The following is a 19,718-nucleotide window of genomic DNA, read 5'->3' as shown; positions in this document are numbered from 1 at the left end:
TCCCTCTGACCTGCCCGATGAGCCCTCTGCCGGCACCGTTGCCCCGGCAGCGACGCCCCGCGACGGGCGCACCTTCCGCGTCGGGATCATCGGCGACGGGCAGCTGGCCCGGATGACCGCTCCGGTGGCCACGGAACTGGGCATCGAGCTGCATCTGCTCGCCGGGTCCTGGCTGTCCTCGGCCGCGCAGGTCATTCCGCGCACCATCATCGGTGATTACCGCCACACTGACGACGCCCTGCGGCTCGCTGAGCGTGTCGACGTCATCACCTTCGACCACGAGCACGTCCCCGCCGAGGTGCTCACCGCGCTGCAGGACGCCGGGGTGGCGCTGCACCCGGGCCCACAGGCGCTGCGTTACGCGCAGGACAAGCTGGCCATGCGTGCCGCCGTCGAGGATCTGGAGCTGCCCAACCCGCAATGGCGTCAGGTGAGCACCGCCGCTGAACTCACCGAGTTCGGTGACGGAGTCGGGTGGCCGGTGGTGCTGAAGACCCCGCGCGGCGGCTACGACGGCAAAGGGGTGCGAGTGCTGCACAGCGCCGCCGACGTCGAGGCCACCGCAGACTGGTTCGCCCGCGCCGCTGAGGAAGGCACCGGCCTGCTCGCTGAAGAGAAGGTGCCCTTCACCCGTGAGCTCTCCGCCCAGGTGGCCCGCTCCGCCACCGGTGAGATCCGCGCCTACCCGGTGGTACAGTCCGATCAGCGCGATGGTGTCTGCGATCTGGTCACTGCCCCGGCGCCTGCCACGGAGCCTGATCTGCTGGAACAAGCCGCTGAGATCGCTCTCACGCTCGCTGAGCGTCTGGACGTCACGGGCATGCTGGCTGTGGAGCTCTTCGAGATCTCTGACGGCGAGCGCCGTGGAGTGTTCGTCAATGAGTTGGCGATGCGTCCGCACAACTCCGGGCACTGGTCCATGGATGGGGCGGTGACCGGCCAGTTCGAGCAGCATCTGCGTGCTGTGCTCGGCCTGCCTCTGGGTGAGACCGGGTTGGTCACCGGAGACGGCGGGTTTACGGTGATGAAGAACATCTTCGGCGGCGCGGTGCCGCAGCTGCATACCGCCCTGGCCGAGGCGATGCGCCTGGCGCCCGAGGCGAAGGTCCATCTCTACGGCAAGGCCCCGCGTGCCGGGCGGAAGGTCGGGCATGTCACGATCGTCGGCGCGAGCCCGCAAGCCTCAGCCGCGCAGAGCCCTGCAGAGGCCGGTGCGCAGGCCCTGCAGCAGACACCTCACCAGGAAATACGTACCGCACAGGACCGTGCCACTGAGCTCGCCCACCGGCTGAGCGAAGGAGGAACCCCCTGATGAACTCCGTGCAGGAGCAGACCGAGACCCCGCTGGTCGGACTGGTGATGGGGTCGAACTCCGATTGGCCCACCATGCGCGCCGCCGCTGAGACCCTCGACGAGTTCGGCATCGCCTTCGAAGCCGACGTCGTCTCTGCCCACCGGATGGCCTCCGAGATGATCGACTACGGCCGTGCCGCCCATGAGCGGGGCCTGCGGGTCCTCATCGCCGGGGCCGGAGGGGCGGCCCATCTGCCGGGGATGCTGGCCTCGGTCACACCGCTGCCGGTGATCGGCGTCCCCGTGGCCCTGAAGCACCTCGACGGCATGGACTCGCTGCTCTCGATCGTGCAGATGCCCGCCGGAGTGCCGGTGGCGACCGTCTCCGTCGGTGGGGCCCGCAACGCCGGGCTGCTGGCGGTGCGCACGCTGGCGGCCGGCGGTGACGCCCTGGGTGAGCGGCTGCGCACGCAGATGGTGACCTTCCAGCAGGAGCTGGCCGAGGCCGCCCACGCCAAAGGTGCCATGTTGCGCGAAGAGGCCTCCGGCCTGTCCGCCTACCGCAGCCGAGGCGGCCGGTGACACGACCTCAGTACACCAGAGTCCCGGACCTTCGGCCCTCCGGGTACCGGGAGGGCGCCGACGTCGACGCGGACGGGAGCCAGGCAGCGCAGAGCCCGACCGCGCAGGGTCAGGTGGCGCAGGGTCAGGTGGCCGGGGTCCGCGAGGACGTGCTGCTCGACCCGGCTCGGGGCACCCAGGCCCAGCGCCGACGGCGGGCTCTGGTGCTGCTGCTGCTGACCCTGCTGGTTCCCGGTGGCGCGCAGATCGTGGCCGGGTCACGGCGGCTCGGCCGGATCGCACTGGCGGTGACCGTCGGTGTGTGGAGCACGGTGCTGCTGCTGGTGGTGCTGATGCTCGGCCTGCGGCGGCTGACCTTGAACCTGCTGGCCAACCCGTTCATGCTCGGGCTGCTGAGCGTGGTCTGCGTGCTGGTCGCCGTGGGATGGCTGCTGCTGTGGGTCGATACGATGCGGCTGATCCGCTTCCACCTGCTGGAGGGACGGTGGAAGCCCGGGCTCGCCATCGCCCTGGCTGTGCTGATGGTGCTGTCCTCGGGTGTGTTCTTCTACGGCGGCCACATCTTCAACCAGTCACGGGACACCCTGGGCGGGATCTTCTCCGCCGGGCCGCCGATCGACGCAGTGGACGGCCGGTACAACATCCTGGTGATGGGCGCCGATGCCGGAGAGGGCCGTGAGGGGCTGCGCCCGGACTCGATCCACGTGATGAGCGTCAACGCCGATACCGGGGAGTCGCTGATGATCTCGGTGCCCCGGAACCTGCAGAGTGCGCAGTTCCGGGAGGGCTCTCCGCTGTGGGACGTCTACCCGAACGGCTACGACTGCGGTGACGAGTGCATTATCAACTTCCTCTACGCCGACGTCATGGAGGACCACCCCGATCTCTACCCCGACGCCGAGGACCCCGGAGCCGAGGCGATGATGGATGCGGTCTCCGGCAGTGTGGGACTCGATATCCGGGGCTACGTGATGATCGATATGGACGGATTCAGCGATTTCATCGACGCGATGGGCGGTGTGGACATCGACTCCGGCGGCTGGGTGCCCTACCGGGGGCCGCGGGAGGACGGCACCTGGGGTGATGTGTGGCTGGCTCCGGGCGAGTACACGCTCTCCGGGGATCAGGCGTTGGCCTATGCCCGGTCCCGTGAGTTCTCCTCGGACTACAACCGGATCCAGCGTCAGCAGTGCATCCAGCAGGCGATGATCTCCCAGTTCAGTCCGCAGACGGTGCTGACGAAGTTCACCGATCTGATGCAGGCCGGTGAGCGGCTGGTGGAGACGAACCTGCCGCGGAATCAGCTCGGTTCCTTCCTCGACCTCGCCGTGGATGCCCAGGACCATGAGCCGCAGCGGCTGGTTCTCGGCGCCCCGGACTTCGGGGAGGCCTCGGATCAGTTCTCCACCTACCCGGACTTCGATCAGGTCCATCAGCGGGTGGAGGAGCTGATCGGTCAGGAGGAGGGTGGCTCCGGCTGGTTCGACTGGTTCGGCACCGGCTCTGCGCCATTGTCGGCACCGCTGACCGCCGCCGCCTCGGTGGGTACCGCGCTTCCTGCCTCATCGCTGCCCGTCTCACGGCTGGCCCCGGCAGTCCCGGCGGCTTCTCTGGAATCCCGTGACGCCCCTGCCGAGGACGAGCCGAACATCGAGGAGGACGTCCCGGAGCCGACCCAACCTGACGGCTCGGCACTGACCGCACAGTATCTGCAGCAGGCCCAGGACGCCGGGGAGACCCGGATCCTGGAGGAAGCCGCCCAGGGCAACTATGACTGCACGCCGGGCTGAGCTGATGAGGCTGCCTGCTGTGCAGCCGATGGTGTTGCCGACGGTATTGCCGTCGGTGCTGCCGATGGTCAACCCGGTACAGCATTACGCCTGGGGATCGTCGACGGCCTTCGCTGAGCGTTTCGGTTGGCCGGTGGATGAGCAGCCGCAGGCCGAGATCTGGATGGGGGCGCACCCGAAGGCGCCGTCGTCGGTCGTGCTCCCCGGTGCTGAGCCCAGTGCCGTATCCCTGGATCAGCTCTTGGAGGACCGGCCGGAACTGGCCGGGGCCTCCGGGCAGCTGCCGTTCCTGCTGAAGGTCTTGGCGGCGGCACAGCCGCTGTCCATCCAGACACATCCCACAGCGGCACGGGCTGCCGCCGGGTTCGCCGCGGAGGAGCAGGCGGGGGTGCCGCAGGAGGCCCCGGAGCGGATGTACCGGGATCCGCACCATAAGCCGGAACTGATCGTCGCGCTGGAGGACTTCACCGCGTTGTGCGGGTTCCGTCCGCTGCGCGAGTCCGCGGAGGATCTGTCCGCGCTGACTCGGCTCCTCCAGGCACAGGGCGAGTCCGAGGCCGCAGAAGTCCTGACGGGGCTTGTCGAACAGCTCTGCGTGCAGGTGGAGCCGGGGACGGTTCTGGAGCAGGTGGTCGCTGATGTGCTGGGGGCGCGGCGTCAGGAGTTCTGTGAGGTGGCCTCGGCGCTGGGGCGGGCTGTGGGTGCCTTGCCCGAAGGGCAGGCGCCGACGTCAGGTGTGCCAGAGTCCGATGCTTCGGTGCCCGATGCTTCGGTGCCCGGTGTCTCTGCGGCGGTCGTTGACACCGTACGCCGCGCGACGACGGCGTTTCCGGAGGATCCGGGGGTGGTGGTGGCGGTGCTGCTGAACCGGCTGGACCTCTCCCCCGGTGAAGCGCTGTACCTGCCGGCGGGGAACCTGCATGCCTATCTCCACGGTCTCGGTGTGGAGGTGATGGCGAGCTCGGACAATGTGCTGCGCGGCGGGCTGACGGCGAAACACGTCGACGTCGAGGAACTGTTGGAGGTCACCGACTGCGCGGTGCTGCCGACGCCGTACTGCCGGCCGGTCGCGGTCCAGCAGACTCCGGTCCGGCAAGTGTCCTATCGGCCAGACTGTGCGGAGTTCCAGCTCGATCGCTTCGACGTCCCGGCTGAGGCTTCATCAGCTGCGGTGGCATCGGCTGATGTTTCATCAGCTGCGACCGCCGATCACGCGGAGAGCACGGTGGTCATGGGCGCACTCGAGCTGCCCGCGGCGGCGGTACTGCTGTGCACATCGGGGACGGTGGAGCTGAGCGCTGCGGCCGGGGCCGAGGGCTCGACCCCGGAGCCGACACAGCACACGGTGAGGCTCCGCCCCGGGGAATCGGGGCTGCTCACCGCCGGGGCGCAGGTCACGCTGCAAGGGGTACCCGGGTCACAGGCCTTCCTCGCCCAGCCCGGGAATCCCTGAACCCTGGGCGCCTGCCCTTCCCGGAGGAAGGCTCAGACGGGCGGCCATGCCACCAATCAGCGGCGGGTGTAGGACTTCCATTTCCGGGCCTGGTGCTCGGCCTCCACGGTGCGCACAGTGCCGGACTTCGCCCGCATGACGATCGACTGCGTGGTCACCGTCTCACCGTGGTACCGGACTCCGCGCAGCAGATCACCGTCGGTGATCCCGGTGGCGGCGAAGTAGCAGTTGTCCGAGGTCACCAGCTGATCTGTGGTCAGAATGGCCTCAGGGTCATGGCCGGCATCCCGGGCGGCCTGGCGTTCCTCATCGTCCGCCGGTGCCAGCCGGCCCTGGATCACGCCTCCGATGGCGCGGATCGCGCAGGCGGTGACGATCCCCTCCGGGGTGCCGCCCACACCCATCAGTGCGTCCACACCGGAGCCCTCACGGGCGGCGGCGATTCCGCCGGCGACGTCGCCGTCCATGATGAACCGGGTCCGGGCCCCGGCGGCACGGATCTCGTCCACCAGCTGGCTGTGCCGGGGGCGGTCGAGCACGACGACGGAGAGCTGGCTGATCGACTTGCCCTTGGCCTTGGCGATCAGATGCAGGTTCTGCTTCACCGGCAGGCGCAGGTCCACCATATCGGCGGCCTCGGGGCCGGTCACCAACTTGTCCATGTAGAACACGGCTGACGGGTCGAACATCGACCCCCGCTCGGCCACCGCCAGCACAGAGAGTGCGTTGTTATAGCCCAGCGCGGTCAGTCGGGTGCCGTCGATGGGGTCCACGGCGACGTCGGCCTCCGGCCCGGACCCGTTGCCCACCCGCTCACCGTTGTAGAGCATGGGCGCCTCATCCTTCTCGCCCTCTCCGATGACGACCACGCCGTTGAGGTTGACCGTGTCCAGCAGGGATCGCATGGCATCGACGGCGGCACCGTCTGCTGCGTTCTTATCCCCGTGGCCGACCCAGGCACCGCCGGAGATGGCCGCGGCCTCGGTGACCCGGACCAGTTCCAGCGCGAGGTTCCGATCAGGTTCGGCATCGCCGACGGACAGGCGGGGTGAGAGCTCCGAGAACTCGGCTCCCGGGGAGGCCGGGGCATCCTGGGCGGTGTGGGTGGAGGGTGCGGACGATTCCTGGGACATAACGGTTCCTCTCGCCGTCAGGAGTGCGGCGTCATTGCCGCGGGGACTGGCATCTGTTGATCATAGTCGGCACGAGCAGGGGGCATCACTGCTCAGGTGACCTCATCGCCAAGGATGAAGTCGGCGCCGGTCTTCTCCCGGAGCGCTGCGACGTCGACTCCCGGGGCCAGCCGCCGCAGCACCAGGCCCCGCCACCGGCGGCCGTCATCGTGGGTGAGGGATTCGACGTCGAAGACGCAGAGATCGGTGACGATGCGGGAGACGACTCCCACGCCGGTGCGCGGAAGTGTGCAGGATTCCACGATCTTCGGTGAGCCGTCCTTCGCCACGTGGGTGGTCATGACGACGACTTTGTCAGTGCCGGCCACCAGGTCCATCGCCCCTCCCATCCCTTTGATGAGCTTGCCGGGGATCGCCCAGTTGGCGAGGTCACCGTCACCGCTGACCTGCATGGCGCCGAGGATGACGGCGTCGAGGTGGCCGCCTCGGATCATGGCGAAGCTCTGGGCGGAGTCGAAGGTCGCGGCGCCGGGGACGACGGTGACAGTCTGCTTACCGGCGTTGATGAGGTCGGCGTCCTCCTCTCCCTCATAGGGGTAGGGGCCGGTGCCCATGACGCCGTTCTCGGAGTGGAGCCAGACGCTGACGCCTTCGGGAATGTGATTGGCGACCAGGGTCGGCATGCCGATGCCGAGGGTAACGTAGTCGCCGTCGTGGAGCTCCTCGGCGGCGACAGCGGCCATCTCATCGCGGGTCCATGACATGGTCAGGTTCCTCCGTTCCGCCGGACGTGACCGCCCGGCCCAGCGTGTCAGCTCGTTTCTGCCGGGCGGGGCCGGGTGGTGCGCTGTTCGATCAGCTTCTCGCGGTCGGTGCACTGGATGAGCCGGTCCACGTAGACCGAAGGGGTGCGGACCCGGTCCGGGTCGATCTCCCCGGCTTAGACGATCTTCTCGGCTTCAGCGATGGTCGTCCGCCCGCAGGTGGCCACCAGCGGGTTGAAGTTCTCTGCGGAGAGCCGGTAGGTGAGGTTGCCCCAGGGGTCTGCCATATGGGCGTGCACCAGGGAGAGGTCAGTGGTGATGGCGCGTTCCATCAGATAGGTCTCGCCGTCGAAGACCTCCTGGCGCTTGCCCTCGGCGGCGACGGTGCCGACTCCGGTCTTGGTGTAGAAGGCGGGGATGCCTGCGCCTCCGGCACGCACCCGTTCGGCCAGGGTGCCCTGCGGGGTCAGCTCCACTTCGATCTCACCGTCCATATAGAGCTGAGCGAAGAGCTTATTGCCTCCCACGTATGAGGAGATGACGCGGCGGACCTGACCGGATTCCAGCAGCAGGCCGGGGCCGGCGCCGTCGATACCCATCACGTTGGACACCACGGTGAGGTCTCGGACCCCGGAGGCGACGACGGCGTCGATGAGGTCAGAGGGGATGCCGCTGAGGCCGAAGCCTCCCAGGGCGATGGTCATGCCGTCGAAGACGACGTCCCGGACGGCATCAGCGGCGTTCGGGCGAAGCACAGACACGTGGGGCTCCTCTCGTCACCCCCACCCTATCCGTGGAAACACAGTTGTGGGTGTGCTCCAGATGTGGGATGGCACTCACTGTGCAGGACTGCCGTCCACTGCCTCAGCTCAGGTCAGTTCGGGATCGACCTCGAAGTCGGGCTCGGTGACCTCACGGACGGAGTCCACGGTCACACCGGGCGCGAGCCGCCGCAGGACCATCCGCCGGGCTCCTGCGGGGTTCTCGGCATCGACGGGTTCGATGTCGAAGACGGCCAAGTTGGTGACGATCCGGTCCACCACGCCCACACCGGTGCGGGGTAAGGAGCATTCCTGAACGATCTTCGGCGTGCCGGACTTCGCGGTGTGGTCCATCACGATGATCACCCGCGGCGTCCCGGCGACCAGGTCCATCGCCCCGCCCATCCCCTTGACGAGCTTGCCGGGGATGGTCCAGTTGGCGAGATCGCCCTGGTCGGTGACCTCCATGGCGCCGAGGACAGCGGCTTGGACGTGGCCACCGCGGATCATGGAGAAGCTGGTGGCCGAATCGAAGATGGAGGCCCCGGGCAGCAGAGTGACGGTCTGCTTGCCGGCGTTGATCAGGTCGGCGTTCTCTTCTCCTTCGTAAGGGAAGGGACCGGTGCCCAGGATGCCGTTCTCCGACTGCAGGGTGATGTGGACGCCCTCGGGCAGGTGATTGGCCACCAGGGTGGGGATGCCGATGCCGAGGTTGACGTAGTCGCCGTCCTGGAGCTCGGCCGCGGCAACGGCAGCCATCTCATCACGTGTCCATCCGACCTCGGGACGCTGGGCCTCCTCCGGCGACGGCTGAGACTGCTCACCGGGCTGCTCAGTGCTGAATCCTGCCGGCGCTGGCCGCGGCCGGGTGGTGGTCTTCTCGATCAGTTTGGCTCGCCCGGAGGAAGGCACCAGGCGCTGGACGAACACCGAGGGGGTCATGACTCGGTCCGGACGGATCTCGCCCACCGGGACGATGTTCTCCGCCTCCACGATGGTGGTACGGCCACAGGTGGCGGCCAGATGATTGAAGTTTCCGGCGGTGAGGTTGTAGACGAGGTTGCCGTACTCATCAGCAGTATGGGCGTGCACCAGCGCGACGTCGGCGACGATGCCCTCCTCGAGCACGTAGGTCTCCCCGCCGAACTCCTGATGCTGCTTGCCCTCGGCGATCTGCGTGCCGACACCGGTCTTGGTGAAGAACCCGGGAATGCCCGCGCCTCCGGCGCGCATCCGCTCGGCCAGGGTGCCCTGCGGATTGAATTCGACGTCGACCTCTCCGGCGAGGAACATCTCGGCGAAGAGCCGGTTCTCCCCCACATAGGAAGCCATGATCTTCTTCACCTGGCCGTTCTCCAGGAGCAGGCCCAGGCCCGCGCCGTCGATACCCATGTTGTTCGAGGCGATGGTCAGGTCCTTCACCCCTGAGTCTCGGACGGCCTCAATCAGATCTGCGGGAATCCCGCACAGGCCGAACCCGCCGACGGCGAGGGTCATGCCGTCGAACAGCAGGCCCTCCAGAGCCTCTGCCGCACTGCTGTGTCGCTGAACCATTGATGCTCCTCTTCTCCGTTGCCTCGTGCAGGTCCTGTGCCGTCGAGCATGCTCGGTGACTCATACCCCGGCGCGGACGTCGTCCACTTGACCTTCGGCCAGCAGGTCCACGGCCTTCTCGCGCATCTCCACTTTGCGGACCTTTCCGCTGATCGTGGTCGGCAGTTCATCGACGATGACCACGTACCGGGGGATCTTGTACTTCGTCAGTTGCCCCGTGCAGTACTCACGCAGACCCTGAGCAGTCAACGGCTGCGCACCCTGGCGCAGTCGGACCCACACCATGAGCTCCTCGCCGTACTTCTCATCCGGGACGCCGATCACCTGGGCGTCGAGGATGTCCGGGTGGGAGTAGAGGAACTCCTCGATCTCCCGGGGATAGATGTTCTCACCGCCGCGGATGACCATGTCCTTCAGACGCCCTGTGACCTGCACATACCCATCCGAATCCATACGGGCGAGGTCCCCGGTATGCATCCAGCCCTCGGCGTCGATCACCTCGGCAGTCTTCGCCTCGTTGTCCCAGTAACCCTTCATCACCGAATAGCCGCGGGTGCACAGTTCACCGTCTTGATCGATGCCGAGGGTCTGTCCGGTGACCGGATCGATGATTCGGACCTCCACATGCGGACCCACCCGCCCCACGGTGCTGACTCGCCGGTCCAGGGAGTCATCGGTCCGGGTCTGCGTGGACACCGGGGAGGTCTCGGTCATGCCGTAGCAGATGGTGACCTCTTCCATGTGCATCTCTTTGATGACCCGGCGCATGATCTCCTCCGGGCACGGTGAACCGGCCATGATGCCGGTGCGCAGAGTACTGAGATCGAACTCGCTCAGCGTCTCCAGGCTCAGCTCGGCGATGAACATCGTCGGCACCCCGTAGAGGCTGGTGCAGCGCTCCTCCACCACGGCGCGCAACGTCGCCTCCGGCTCGAAGGAGGGCGCTGGGATGATGACGGCGGCACCGTGGGAGGTCGCCGCGAGGTTGCCCATCACCATGCCGAAGCAGTGATAGAAGGGCACCGGCACACAGATCCGGTCCTGTTCGGTATAGCGGCACACCTCGCCGACGAAGAACCCGTTGTTGAGGATGTTCCGGTGGGTCAGCAGCGCACCCTTGGGGAACCCGGTGGTGCCGGACGTGTATTGGATGTTGATGGGATCATCCGGTGACATCCCCGCAGCGACCTGCTCCAGCAGCTCGACGTCGAGATCAGCGGTGACCAGATCTTCCCATTCCGGAGTGTCCATGACGACGGCCAGCTCGACGGTACCGACCTCGCGCTGTGCCCGCGCCAGCATACTGGGATAGTCCTGATCCTTGAACTGCGGAGAACAGATCACAGCGGTCATCCCAGACTGTTCCAGCACATAGTTGAGCTCGTGCTGGCGGTAGCTGGGGTTGATATTGACCAGAATGGCGCCGATCTCCGCCGTCGCGTACTGGGTGAGCATCCAATGCCAGGAGTTAGGCCCCCAGATGCCCACACGGTCCCCCGCACGCACACCGGCCCGGTGCAGACCGACGGCAACACGGCGGACATCTTCGCGGAACTGAGCGTAGGTCCACCGCCGCCCGGCGGCGACATCGACGAGGACCTCCCGCTCTGGGAACCTCTCCGCTGTGCGGCGCAGGTTCTCCGAAATGGTCTCTTCGAGGAGCGGCACATCGATGGGGCCCTGATCATGGGCGACCGTGAGACGGCCGCCTTCCCCTGACTGGCTGCCGCTCAGCTGCTGATCCTGTGCCTGCATCGGTGGTCTTCCCTTCCGAGGTCGACGGACGCCGTCGCACCGCTTCCGGCCGTTCACAGTGACGGCCAGTTTCAGTTAACGGTGCTCAACTCACTCAACATTGCCCTCAACGTAGCATCAGGTGACCCAGCTCACAACAGCATCTCGCGCCTGCGGGGCGGAGACCCGCCGCTCAACTGAGCATCTGCGCCGCCACCGTCTCCCGCAGGATCTCCGACGTACCGCCGAAGATCGTCAGCAGCCGCACCGCCAGATACGCCTGAGCCACCGGATACTCCAGGATGTATCCGTAGCCCCCATGCAACTGCAGGCAGATATCAGCAGCCTCTTTGGCCCGTTCGGAGGCCCACATCTTGGCCTTGGAGGCGGCGACGACGTCGAGCTCACCGGCATTGAACCGGCGCACCGCTTCTGCCACATAGTGCTGGGTCGCCTCGAGGGTGACCTGCTGCTCCGCCAGGCGGAACCGGGTGTTCTGATACTCGGTCAGCGCAGCATCGAAAGTGCTCCGGTCCTTCACGTACTGCACAGTGTCCTGGAGCACCTGCCCACTGACCACCACCGAGGCCGCCGCGACGGCCAGCCGGCCCTGAGGCAGCAGGTGCTTGATCATCTCCAGCCCCTGCCCCTCCTGACCCAGGCGATTCCGCAGCGGCACCCGCACCTCATCGAAGAACAGCTCTGCCGTGTCAGAGGCCTTCAGCCCCATCTTGTCGAGCTGATTCCCTGCCCGGTACCCCGGGTTGCCCTCCTTCTCCACCAGGAACAGCGAGAACGAGTCCTCCGCCCCGCGGCCGGAGGACCCATCAGTGCGCGCGAGCACCAGTGCCCCGTCACCGGTAATGCCGTTGCCGATGAAGGTCTTCTGACCGGTGAGCAGGTACCCCTCGCCATCGCGGACAGCCTTGGTCCGCACAGCACGCAGGTCAGAGCCGGCTCCGGGCTCCGTCCACGCCACGGAAGTGACGAAGGAGCCATCGATGAATCGGGGCAGCCACGCCTCCTTCTGCTCCGGAGTGCCGTAAGTCATCACCGCCGGGAGCACCCAGTCGTCATGGAGGTGGAAGGCCAACGCCACGGCCAGGGCATCAGCCCGGGCCAGCTCCTCGTCCAGGACCATCCGGTACCGGTAGTCATCCAGCCCCATACCGCCGTGCTCCTCCGGCACCGCCAGCCCGAGCAGACCGTTCTCAGCGGCCGACTCCCATACGCTGCGGTCCATGCGATGCTCGGCATCCCAGCGCCGGTAGTGAGGCGTCACCTCGCGGGCGACGAACTCGCGGACGACCTCGCGGAACTCCTCGTGGATCTCCTCATAGAAGCCGGTGAACATGCTCATCCCTCTCCTGTCTCTGATGACTGCTCTGTCTGCCATGACCGTCATCGGCGTGGATCGCGGCACGGGCCATCGACCGCAGCAGCCGTGCGCTCTCGCCGGCCTCCTGACCGCCCGCCTGGCGTAAGTGCCGCATCGAATGCTCTGTCGAGTTGATCAGCCCGAACACCGCATGCACCCGGGTGCGCAGCTCCAATGCGCCTGCCTCGGGGTGGAGCTGGCGCAGCGCGGCGGACCAGATATCGACGTACTCACGCTGCATCCGCCGCACACGGCGTCGATCGTTGTCACCCAAACGCAGCAGCTCCTGCTCATGGATGCGGATGACGTCCGGGCTCTCCAGAGCGAAATCCACCTGATGGGCGATCAGCCGATCCAGCCGTGCCGCCGGATCAGACTCCTGCCCGCGGATGGTCCGACCGGCGTCGAGCAGCCGCTCTGAGACACCGAGCAGCAGCTGACCCAGCAGATCCTGCTTTCCGGCGAAATGCCGGTAGATCGCCTGACCGGAGACCCCTACCTCACTGCCGATCTCGTCCAGAGCCACCGCGTTGTACCCATAACGGCCGAAAAGCCGCCCCGCGGCGGCGAGGAGATCACGACGACGCTGTGCCTTCTCCGCCTGCCGCCGGGTCAGGGCTGCGGGGTAGTCGATCTCCGCCGGACCGGAGGCCGAGAAGTCGACCGTCTCCGCTCTGGACATCTGTGACCTCCCCCACTAGGTTGGACTTGAGTGAACGATGATTAACTCAAATCGATCAACTCAAATCTACGCCTCCGGGCACGATCCGTACAGCCCCGGTCACATCACCGTTCATGATCGATCCAGCCACGGCCAGCCCGAACCTCATCTCAGGACACCCGCCCATCTCACGACCCAGTGGAGGATGACCCACCCTATGGAGATCCTCTCCGGCATGACCGACACCCGCTCCGAGGAGTTCGGCGCCAACGCAGAGACGAACCGCGCGCTGGCCGCTGAGCTGCAGAAGAAACTGGATCAGGCCGCCCTCGGGGGGCCGGAGAAGTCACGGCGCCGCCACATCGAGCGCGGCCGCCTGCTCCCCCGCGAGCGCGTGGAGCGCCTGCTCGACGCGGGCAGCCCGTTCCTCGAGATCAGCGCCCTGGCCGCCGACGGCCTCTACGATGACGCCAGCCCCGGTGCCGGTCTCATCGTCGGCATCGGGCTGGTCCACGGGCGGCAGGTGATGGTGGTCTGCAATGATTCCACGGTCAAGGGCGGCACCTATTTCCCGATGACGGTGAAGAAGCATCTGCGCGCCCAGCAGATCGCTGAGGAGAACCGGCTGCCCTGCCTCTACCTGGTCGACTCCGGCGGGGCGTTCCTGCCGATGCAGGACGAGGTGTTCCCGGACCGTGAGCATTTCGGCCGCATCTTCTACAACCAGTCCCGGCTCTCCGCGCAGGGCATCCCGCAGCTGGCGGCCGTCCTGGGCTCCTGCACCGCCGGCGGCGCCTATGTCCCGGCGATGAGTGATGAGTCCATCATCGTCCGCAACCAGGGCACCATCTTCCTGGGCGGCCCGCCGCTGGTGAAGAGCGCCACGGGCGAGGTGGTCACCGCTGAAGAGCTCGGCGGGGCGAAGGTCCACACCTCAGAGTCCGGGGTCGCTGACCATATCGCCGAGGACGATGACCATGCCCTGCAGATCCTGCGCGATATCGTCGCCACGCTGCCGGCCCCTGGGCCGCGAGCCTGGCCGGTCCGTGAGCCGTTGGAGCCCCGGCGCGCGGCTGAGGAGCTCTACGGGATCATCCCCACCGATGTGAACCGCCCCTATGACGTCCACGAGGTGATCGCCCGGATCGTCGACGACGGCGCCTTCCACGAGTTCAAGCGCGACTACGGCACCACTCTGGTGACCGGTTTCGCGCATATCGACGGCCATCCGGTGGGGATCGTGGCCAATAACGGCATCCTGTTCTCCGAATCCTCCCTCAAGGGTGCGCATTTCATCGAGCTGTGCGACCAGCGCGGCATCCCGCTGCTGTTCCTGCAGAACATCTCCGGGTTCATGGTCGGCCGGGAGTACGAGGCCGGCGGCATCGCGAAGAACGGCGCGAAGATGGTCACCGCCGTCTCCACCACCCGGGTGCCCAAGATCACTGTCATCATCGGCGGGTCCTTCGGGGCGGGCAACTACTCGATGTGCGGACGGGCCTACTCGCCACGGTTCCTGTTCATGTGGCCCAACGCCCGGATATCGGTGATGGGCGGGCAGCAGGCCTCCTCCGTTCTGGCCACCGTCCGCCGGGACCAGCTCGAGGCCGCCGGTGAGGAATGGTCCTCCGAGGATGAGGAGGCCTTCAAGGCGCCGATCCGTGAGAAGTATGAGGAGCAGGGCATCCCCTATTACTCGACCGCAAGGCTCTGGGACGACGGGATCATAGATCCTGCCGACACTCGACGGGTGCTGGCGATGGCTCTGGAGACCTGCTCGCGGACCGAACTCCCCGACCCCGGCTTCGGCCTGTTCAGGATGTGAGGCACCGGTGACCACGACGAGCGACCCTTCCACCCCATTAACTGCACCCCCATCACAGGCGCCGGCATCCCAGGCGGCACCATCACAGGCACCACGCGGCCTGTTCTCGACTGTGCTGATCGCCAATCGCGGAGAGATCGCCTGCCGGGTGATCGAGACGCTGCACCGGCTCGGCGTCACCGCGGTGGCGATCCATTCTGAGGCTGACGCCGGGGCCAGGCATGTGCGCATGGCCGACGTCTCGGTCTGCGTCGGCCCGGCGGCTGCCGCAGAGTCATACCTGGATATCGAGGCGGTCATCGAGGCCGCTCGGCGCACCGGGGCGGAGGCGATCCACCCTGGCTACGGGTTCCTCTCGGAGAATGTCGCCTTCGCCCGGGCCTGCACGGAGGCGGGGCTGGCGTTCATCGGCCCGGACGCCCACGCCCTGGAGGTCATGGGCGATAAGATCCGCTCGAAGAACCACGTCGCCGAGGCCGGGGTCCCCATGGCCGACGGTATCTCCGAGCCGGGGCTGGACGATGAGGCGCTTATCGCCGCCGTCGCGGCGATGACCTACCCGCTGCTGATCAAACCTTCCGCCGGTGGCGGCGGCAAGGGTATGCATGTGGTCGAGCGCCCCGAGGACCTCCCCGAGATGCTGAAGACCGCCCGTCGGGTGGCGGCGTCCTCCTTCGGCGACGACTCGCTGCTGATCGAGCAGCTCATCCGTTCTCCGCGGCATATCGAAGTCCAGGTCCTCGCCGATGCCCACGGCTCCGTGGTGCATCTGGGGGAACGCGAATGCTCTCTGCAGAGGCGGCACCAGAAGGTCGTCGAGGAGGCCCCGTCCTCCCTGCTGGACGCTGAGACCCGCGAGCGCATCGGTCAAGCAGCTTGCGACACTGCGCGCAGCGTCGACTACCGGGGCGCGGGGACCGTGGAGTTCTTGGTCTCGGACGAGGACCCGGAGCGGTTCTACTTCATGGAGATGAACACTCGCCTGCAGGTCGAACACCCCGTGACGGAGCAGGTCACCGGTGTTGACCTGGTGGAGCAGCAGATCCGGATCGCCGCCGGACTCCCTATGACGCTGACCCAGGACGACATCGTCCTCCACGGGCATTCAGTGGAGGCCCGGGTGTATTCAGAGGTGCCGGAGGCAGGGTTCCTGCCCAGCACGGGCACCGTGCTGGCGCTGCGTGAGCCCTCGGGCGAGGGCGTCCGGGTGGACTCCGGGCTGCGGACGGGCACGGTGATCGGCACTGACTATGATCCGATGCTGGCGAAGATCATCACCTGGGGAGCCGACCGCGAGCAGGCTTTCGCCCGGTTGGAGCATGCACTGGGCGAGACCGTCGTACTCGGTGTCGAGACGAATCTGTCCTTCCTGCGTTCCTTGGCCGCCGATCCTGACGTCCGAGCCGGGCGGATGGACACCACGATGATCGACCGGATGGTCCCGCAGATGGCTGCCCCGGAGCCGGACGCCCAGCTCGCCGAGGCCGCCGCACTGTGGGTCTTCGGCGAGGATCAGGCGGCCGCTGTCGGCCCGGGACCGGCGGGATGGCGGCATGACGGCTGGCGAACTGGAGGCTCCGCGTGCCCGTCGTATCTGGTCCGCTACACCCCCGCGTCACCAGAAGCCCCGCCGGTCACCTATTCCGTGTTGCTGAACGGGTCCTCACAGGTGGAGGACCTCGGCCCCGCAAGCCCGACCACCGGCATCCTCGACAGCGCCGGGCCGGAGGGAGCCGGCCGGGTGGTGCGCCTCAGCAGGGACGGCACCTCAATGCCTTATGTGTTCGTCCGCGGAGCCACTGGTCCTGAGGGAGCCGAGGTGTGGGCCTGGTCCGCGGATTTCTCCGGGATGCTGACCGTTCTGGACCGCAGGGCCCAGACGCTGGGACGGTTGGCCCAGCTCGAGGCCGAACAGGTGACCGCCGCCCCTGAGGTAACCGCGCCGCTGCCGGGAACTGTGGTCGCCGTGGAGGCCGCCTCCGGGGAGACGGTCAGCGCCGGTGCAGGGCTGGTCACGATCGAGGCGATGAAGATGGAACACCGGCTCACCGCGCCGATGGACGGCATCGTACGGATCAGCGTCGACGTCGGGGAGACCGTCAGCCGCGGACAGGTGCTGGCCGCCGTCGAGGTGGCCGAGGCAGACCAGACAGCAGAAGCATCAGGTGGGCCGGCGGAGGAATCCGACGGCTCGCACGAGAGAGAGGCATGAGGACGATGACGGCAGAGTTCCAGCTCGACGAGGAGCAGCAGGCGCTGGTGGAGGCGGTGCGTGAGTTCACCCGGGAGGTGGTCGCCCCGGTCTCCGCCCAGCATGACCACGAACATTCGTTCCCTTATGAGGTCATCTCCCAGATGGGCGAGATGGGCCTGTTCGGGCTTCCCTTCCCCGAGGAGTACGGCGGTCAGGGAGGAGACTATTTCCATCTCTGCCTGGCGCTGGAGGAGCTGGCGAAGGTCGACCAGTCGGTGGCCATCACATTGGAGGCCGGAGTCTCTTTGGGCGCGATGCCGATCTACCGTTACGGCACCGAGGAGCAGAAGCAGGCCTGGCTGCCGAAGCTGACCAGCGCCGAGCAGCTGGCTGGGTTCGGCCTCACCGAGGCGGAGGCCGGTTCCGATGCCGGCGGCACCCGGACCAAGGCGGTGCTGGAGGACGGTCAGTGGGTGATCAACGGGACCAAGGAGTTCATCACCAATTCCGGCACCGATATCTCCACCCTGGTCACCGTCACCGCGGTCACCGGTGAGCAAACCCGCGAGGACGGCTCCGTGAAGAAGGAGATCTCCACCCTCTTGGTCCCCACCGACACTGAAGGCTTCACCGCCGAGCCGGCCTACGACAAGGTCGGGTGGAACGCCTCGGATACTCACCCGCTGACGCTGAAGGACGTGCGGGTACCGGAGGAGAACCTGCTGGGTGAGCGTGGCCGTGGCTATGCGAACTTCCTGGGGATCCTCGACGAGGGGCGGATCGCGATCGCGGCCCTGGCCACCGGCGCGGCTCAGGGCTGTGTCGATGAGTCGGTGCGCTACGCGAAGGAGCGGGAGACCTTCGGGGCGCCGATCGCGAAGAACCAGGCCATCTCCTTCAAGATCGCCCGGATGCAGGCCCGCGCCCACTCGGCACGGCTGGCCTATTACGATGCGGCGGCGAAGATGAACGCGGGGCTTCCCTTCAAGACCGAAGCCGCCATCGCGAAGCTGATCGCCGGTGAGGCGGCGATGGACAATGCCCGCGATGCCACCCAGGTGTTCGGCGGCTACGGATTCATCAACGAGTTCGTGGTCTCCCGGCATTACCGGGATTCGAAGATCCTGGAGGTCGGTGAGGGCACCACTGAGGTGCAGCTGATGCTCATCGCCCGCAGCCTGGGCCTGCTCTGAGAGGATACGCGATGAATGGACACGCGGAGAGCAACGAGCCGTCGAAGGTCATCGTCCAGCGGGGCCTGTACTTCGATGAGATCGAGGTGGGCACCGTGTACCGGCACGCGCCCGGGCGCACGGTGACCGAATCTGACAATGTCTCGTTCACCACGATGACGATGAACACCCAGTCTCTGCACTTGGACGCCCACTGGTCAGCTTCGCAGCCGTTCGGGCAGCCGCTGGTGAACTCCATGTTCACGCTGGCCACGCTGGTCGGCGCTTCGGTCGCCCAGCTCACTCAGGGCACGATCGTGGCGAACCTGGGCTTCGACACTGTGAAGTTCCCGCATCCTCTCTACCACGGGGACACCCTGTACTCGGAGTCGGAGATCCTGGAGAAGCGCGCGTCAGCATCGCGGCCAGGCCAGGGGATCGTGACGGTGCGGCACATCGGACGGAACCAGGAGGGCACTGTGGTGGCCGAGTGTGTCCGTCATGTGATGCTCTGGGAGTCTGCGGCCGCACCGAAGGGAGCCTCATGACCGATCGACCGCCGTTCGACCTGGGACCGAGCCTGCTGTTCTGTCCGGGTGATCGCCCGGAACGGTTCGCCAAGGCCGCTGAGCGCGCCGATGCCGTGATCCTGGATCTCGAGGATGCTGTCGCAGCCTCTGATAAATCAGCGGCACGTGCGCATCTGGCTGCCCACTTCGGTGTGGACGGTCCAGCTGGCCGGGACCGGGAATTGCGGCACCGCACCGTGGTGCGAGTCAATGCCGGTGATTCTGGGGAGCTGGCCGCAGACCTGCAGATGCTCGTGGGCACCGGAGTGGAGTTCGTGATGCTCGCCAAGACCGAATCAGCTGAGGATGTCGCCCAGGTGGCCTCAGTGTTGGGAGGTGTCGGGGTCATCGCCCTATGTGAGACGGCGGCCGGGGTGGTCGCAGCGGAGGAGATCGCGGCGCATCCGGCCACGGTGGCCCTGATGTGGGGGGCGGAGGACCTCATCGCCTCCATCGGCGGCAGCTCCTCCCGGCTTCCGGATGGCACCTACCGTGACGTGGCACGTCAGGCCCGGTCCCGTGTGCTGTTGGCTGCTGCGGCGTACGGCGCGGCGGGCATCGATGCGATCTATGCTGACATCGCCGACGTCGACGGTCTCGCCGCTGAATCCGCTGATGCGGTGGGCAGCGGGTTCGCGGCCAAGGCCTGCATCCATCCCTCCCAGGTGACGGTGATCCGCAGCGCCTACGCGCCCACTGAGGAGGAACTGGAGCACGCTCGGGCACTGCTCGAAGAGGTCTCCCAGCACGGGGGTGCCTTCCAGTTTCGCGGGGCGATGGTCGATGCGCCGCTGATCCGGCACGCTGAGCGAGTGGTTCAGCGCGCCGAGGCCACCGGAGCCGACTGAACGGTTC

General features: G+C 67.0%; 15 protein-coding genes and 2 pseudogenes. 9 read left to right on the top strand and 8 right to left on the bottom strand.

The features are described from left to right. The first annotated feature begins 112 nt into the window (after positions 1-112). Genes RIL96_RS04805 through manA form a run of 4 tightly spaced genes read left to right on the top strand, consistent with a single transcriptional unit; the run spans position 113 to position 5,118 of the window. The gene (locus RIL96_RS04805; protein ID WP_374761851.1) at positions 113-1,312 is read left to right on the top strand and encodes a 5-(carboxyamino)imidazole ribonucleotide synthase; all 1,200 of its coding nucleotides are present in this window, start codon (positions 113-115) and stop codon (positions 1,310-1,312) included. Beyond that, on the top strand, positions 1,312-1,875 hold the full coding sequence (gene purE / locus RIL96_RS04800; protein ID WP_310547864.1) for a 5-(carboxyamino)imidazole ribonucleotide mutase: 564 nt from the start codon (positions 1,312-1,314) through the stop codon (positions 1,873-1,875). Before RIL96_RS04805 ends, purE begins: the two co-directional genes overlap by 1 nt. Next, positions 1,872-3,665, top strand: coding sequence for an LCP family protein (locus RIL96_RS04795; protein WP_310547863.1), 1,794 nt, complete (start codon positions 1,872-1,874; stop codon positions 3,663-3,665). Before purE ends, RIL96_RS04795 begins: the two co-directional genes overlap by 4 nt. A gap of 4 nt (positions 3,666-3,669) precedes the next feature. Beyond that, positions 3,670-5,118 (top strand): mannose-6-phosphate isomerase, class I, encoded by a 1,449-nt coding sequence (gene manA, locus RIL96_RS04790; RefSeq protein WP_310547862.1) that lies wholly within the window; start codon positions 3,670-3,672, stop codon positions 5,116-5,118. Positions 5,119-5,174: 56 nt separating this feature from the next. Here manA and glpX read toward each other — a convergent pair whose 3' ends face one another. From glpX to RIL96_RS04750, 8 genes and pseudogenes are all read right to left on the bottom strand, one after another. Further along, positions 5,175-6,251, bottom strand: coding sequence for a class II fructose-bisphosphatase (glpX, locus tag RIL96_RS04785; protein WP_310547861.1), 1,077 nt, complete (start codon positions 6,249-6,251; stop codon positions 5,175-5,177). Between the two features lie 92 nt (positions 6,252-6,343). Next, positions 6,344-7,015, bottom strand: a complete 672-nt coding sequence (locus RIL96_RS04780; protein ID WP_310547860.1) for a 3-oxoacid CoA-transferase subunit B — start codon at positions 7,013-7,015, stop codon at positions 6,344-6,346. 47 nt (positions 7,016-7,062) lie between these two features. Beyond that, positions 7,063-7,776: pseudogene (locus RIL96_RS04775) on the bottom strand (CoA transferase subunit A). A 108-nt stretch (positions 7,777-7,884) separates the two neighbouring features. Next, positions 7,885-8,661: a CoA transferase subunit B gene (locus RIL96_RS04770; protein ID WP_374761850.1), complete on the bottom strand. Its 777-nt coding sequence runs from the start codon at positions 8,659-8,661 to the stop codon at positions 7,885-7,887. Positions 8,662-8,691: 30 nt separating this feature from the next. Beyond that, positions 8,692-9,330 (bottom strand): annotated as a pseudogene (locus RIL96_RS04765) (CoA transferase subunit A); the annotation flags it as partial. Positions 9,331-9,390: 60 nt separating this feature from the next. Next, positions 9,391-11,085, bottom strand: a complete 1,695-nt coding sequence (locus RIL96_RS04760) for an AMP-binding protein (protein ID WP_310547859.1) — start codon at positions 11,083-11,085, stop codon at positions 9,391-9,393. Between the two features lie 172 nt (positions 11,086-11,257). After that, a complete protein-coding gene (locus RIL96_RS04755) occupies positions 11,258-12,418 on the bottom strand; it encodes an acyl-CoA dehydrogenase family protein (RefSeq protein ID WP_310547923.1) in 1,161 nt (386 codons plus the stop codon). Next, positions 12,399-13,124 carry a TetR/AcrR family transcriptional regulator gene (locus RIL96_RS04750; protein WP_310547858.1) on the bottom strand — a complete coding sequence of 242 codons (726 nt, stop codon included), beginning with the start codon at positions 13,122-13,124 and terminating at the stop codon, positions 12,399-12,401. The genes RIL96_RS04755 and RIL96_RS04750 overlap by 20 nt, the downstream gene beginning before the upstream one ends. A 214-nt stretch (positions 13,125-13,338) precedes the next feature. Here RIL96_RS04750 and RIL96_RS04745 point away from each other — a divergent pair, with 214 nt between their 5' ends. The 5 genes from RIL96_RS04745 to RIL96_RS04725 all read left to right on the top strand — a co-directional run bounded on the left by RIL96_RS04745 (position 13,339) and on the right by RIL96_RS04725 (position 19,711). Further along, on the top strand, positions 13,339-14,928 hold the full coding sequence (locus RIL96_RS04745) for a carboxyl transferase domain-containing protein (protein ID WP_310547922.1): 1,590 nt from the start codon (positions 13,339-13,341) through the stop codon (positions 14,926-14,928). Positions 14,929-15,040: 112 nt separating this feature from the next. Next, positions 15,041-17,140 (top strand): acetyl/propionyl/methylcrotonyl-CoA carboxylase subunit alpha, encoded by a 2,100-nt coding sequence (locus RIL96_RS04740; RefSeq protein WP_310547857.1) that lies wholly within the window; start codon positions 15,041-15,043, stop codon positions 17,138-17,140. A gap of 5 nt (positions 17,141-17,145) precedes the next feature. Further along, positions 17,146-18,315, top strand: a complete 1,170-nt coding sequence (locus RIL96_RS04735) for an acyl-CoA dehydrogenase family protein (protein ID WP_310547856.1) — start codon at positions 17,146-17,148, stop codon at positions 18,313-18,315. Between the two features lie 11 nt (positions 18,316-18,326). Continuing rightward, a complete protein-coding gene (locus RIL96_RS04730; RefSeq protein ID WP_310547855.1) occupies positions 18,327-18,842 on the top strand; it encodes a MaoC family dehydratase in 516 nt (171 codons plus the stop codon). After that, complete coding sequence (locus tag RIL96_RS04725; protein WP_310547854.1) at positions 18,839-19,711, top strand: HpcH/HpaI aldolase/citrate lyase family protein; 873 nt, start codon at positions 18,839-18,841, stop codon at positions 19,709-19,711. Before RIL96_RS04730 ends, RIL96_RS04725 begins: the two co-directional genes overlap by 4 nt. Positions 19,712-19,718 lie beyond the last annotated feature (7 nt).

The sequence above is a fragment of the Nesterenkonia aerolata genome (assembly GCF_031470965.1).
GTDB classification, from domain to species: Bacteria; Actinomycetota; Actinomycetes; order Actinomycetales; family Micrococcaceae; genus Nesterenkonia; species Nesterenkonia aerolata.
Note: the sequence above shows the minus strand (reverse complement) of the source record. Positions and strands in the feature narration are given on the sequence as shown.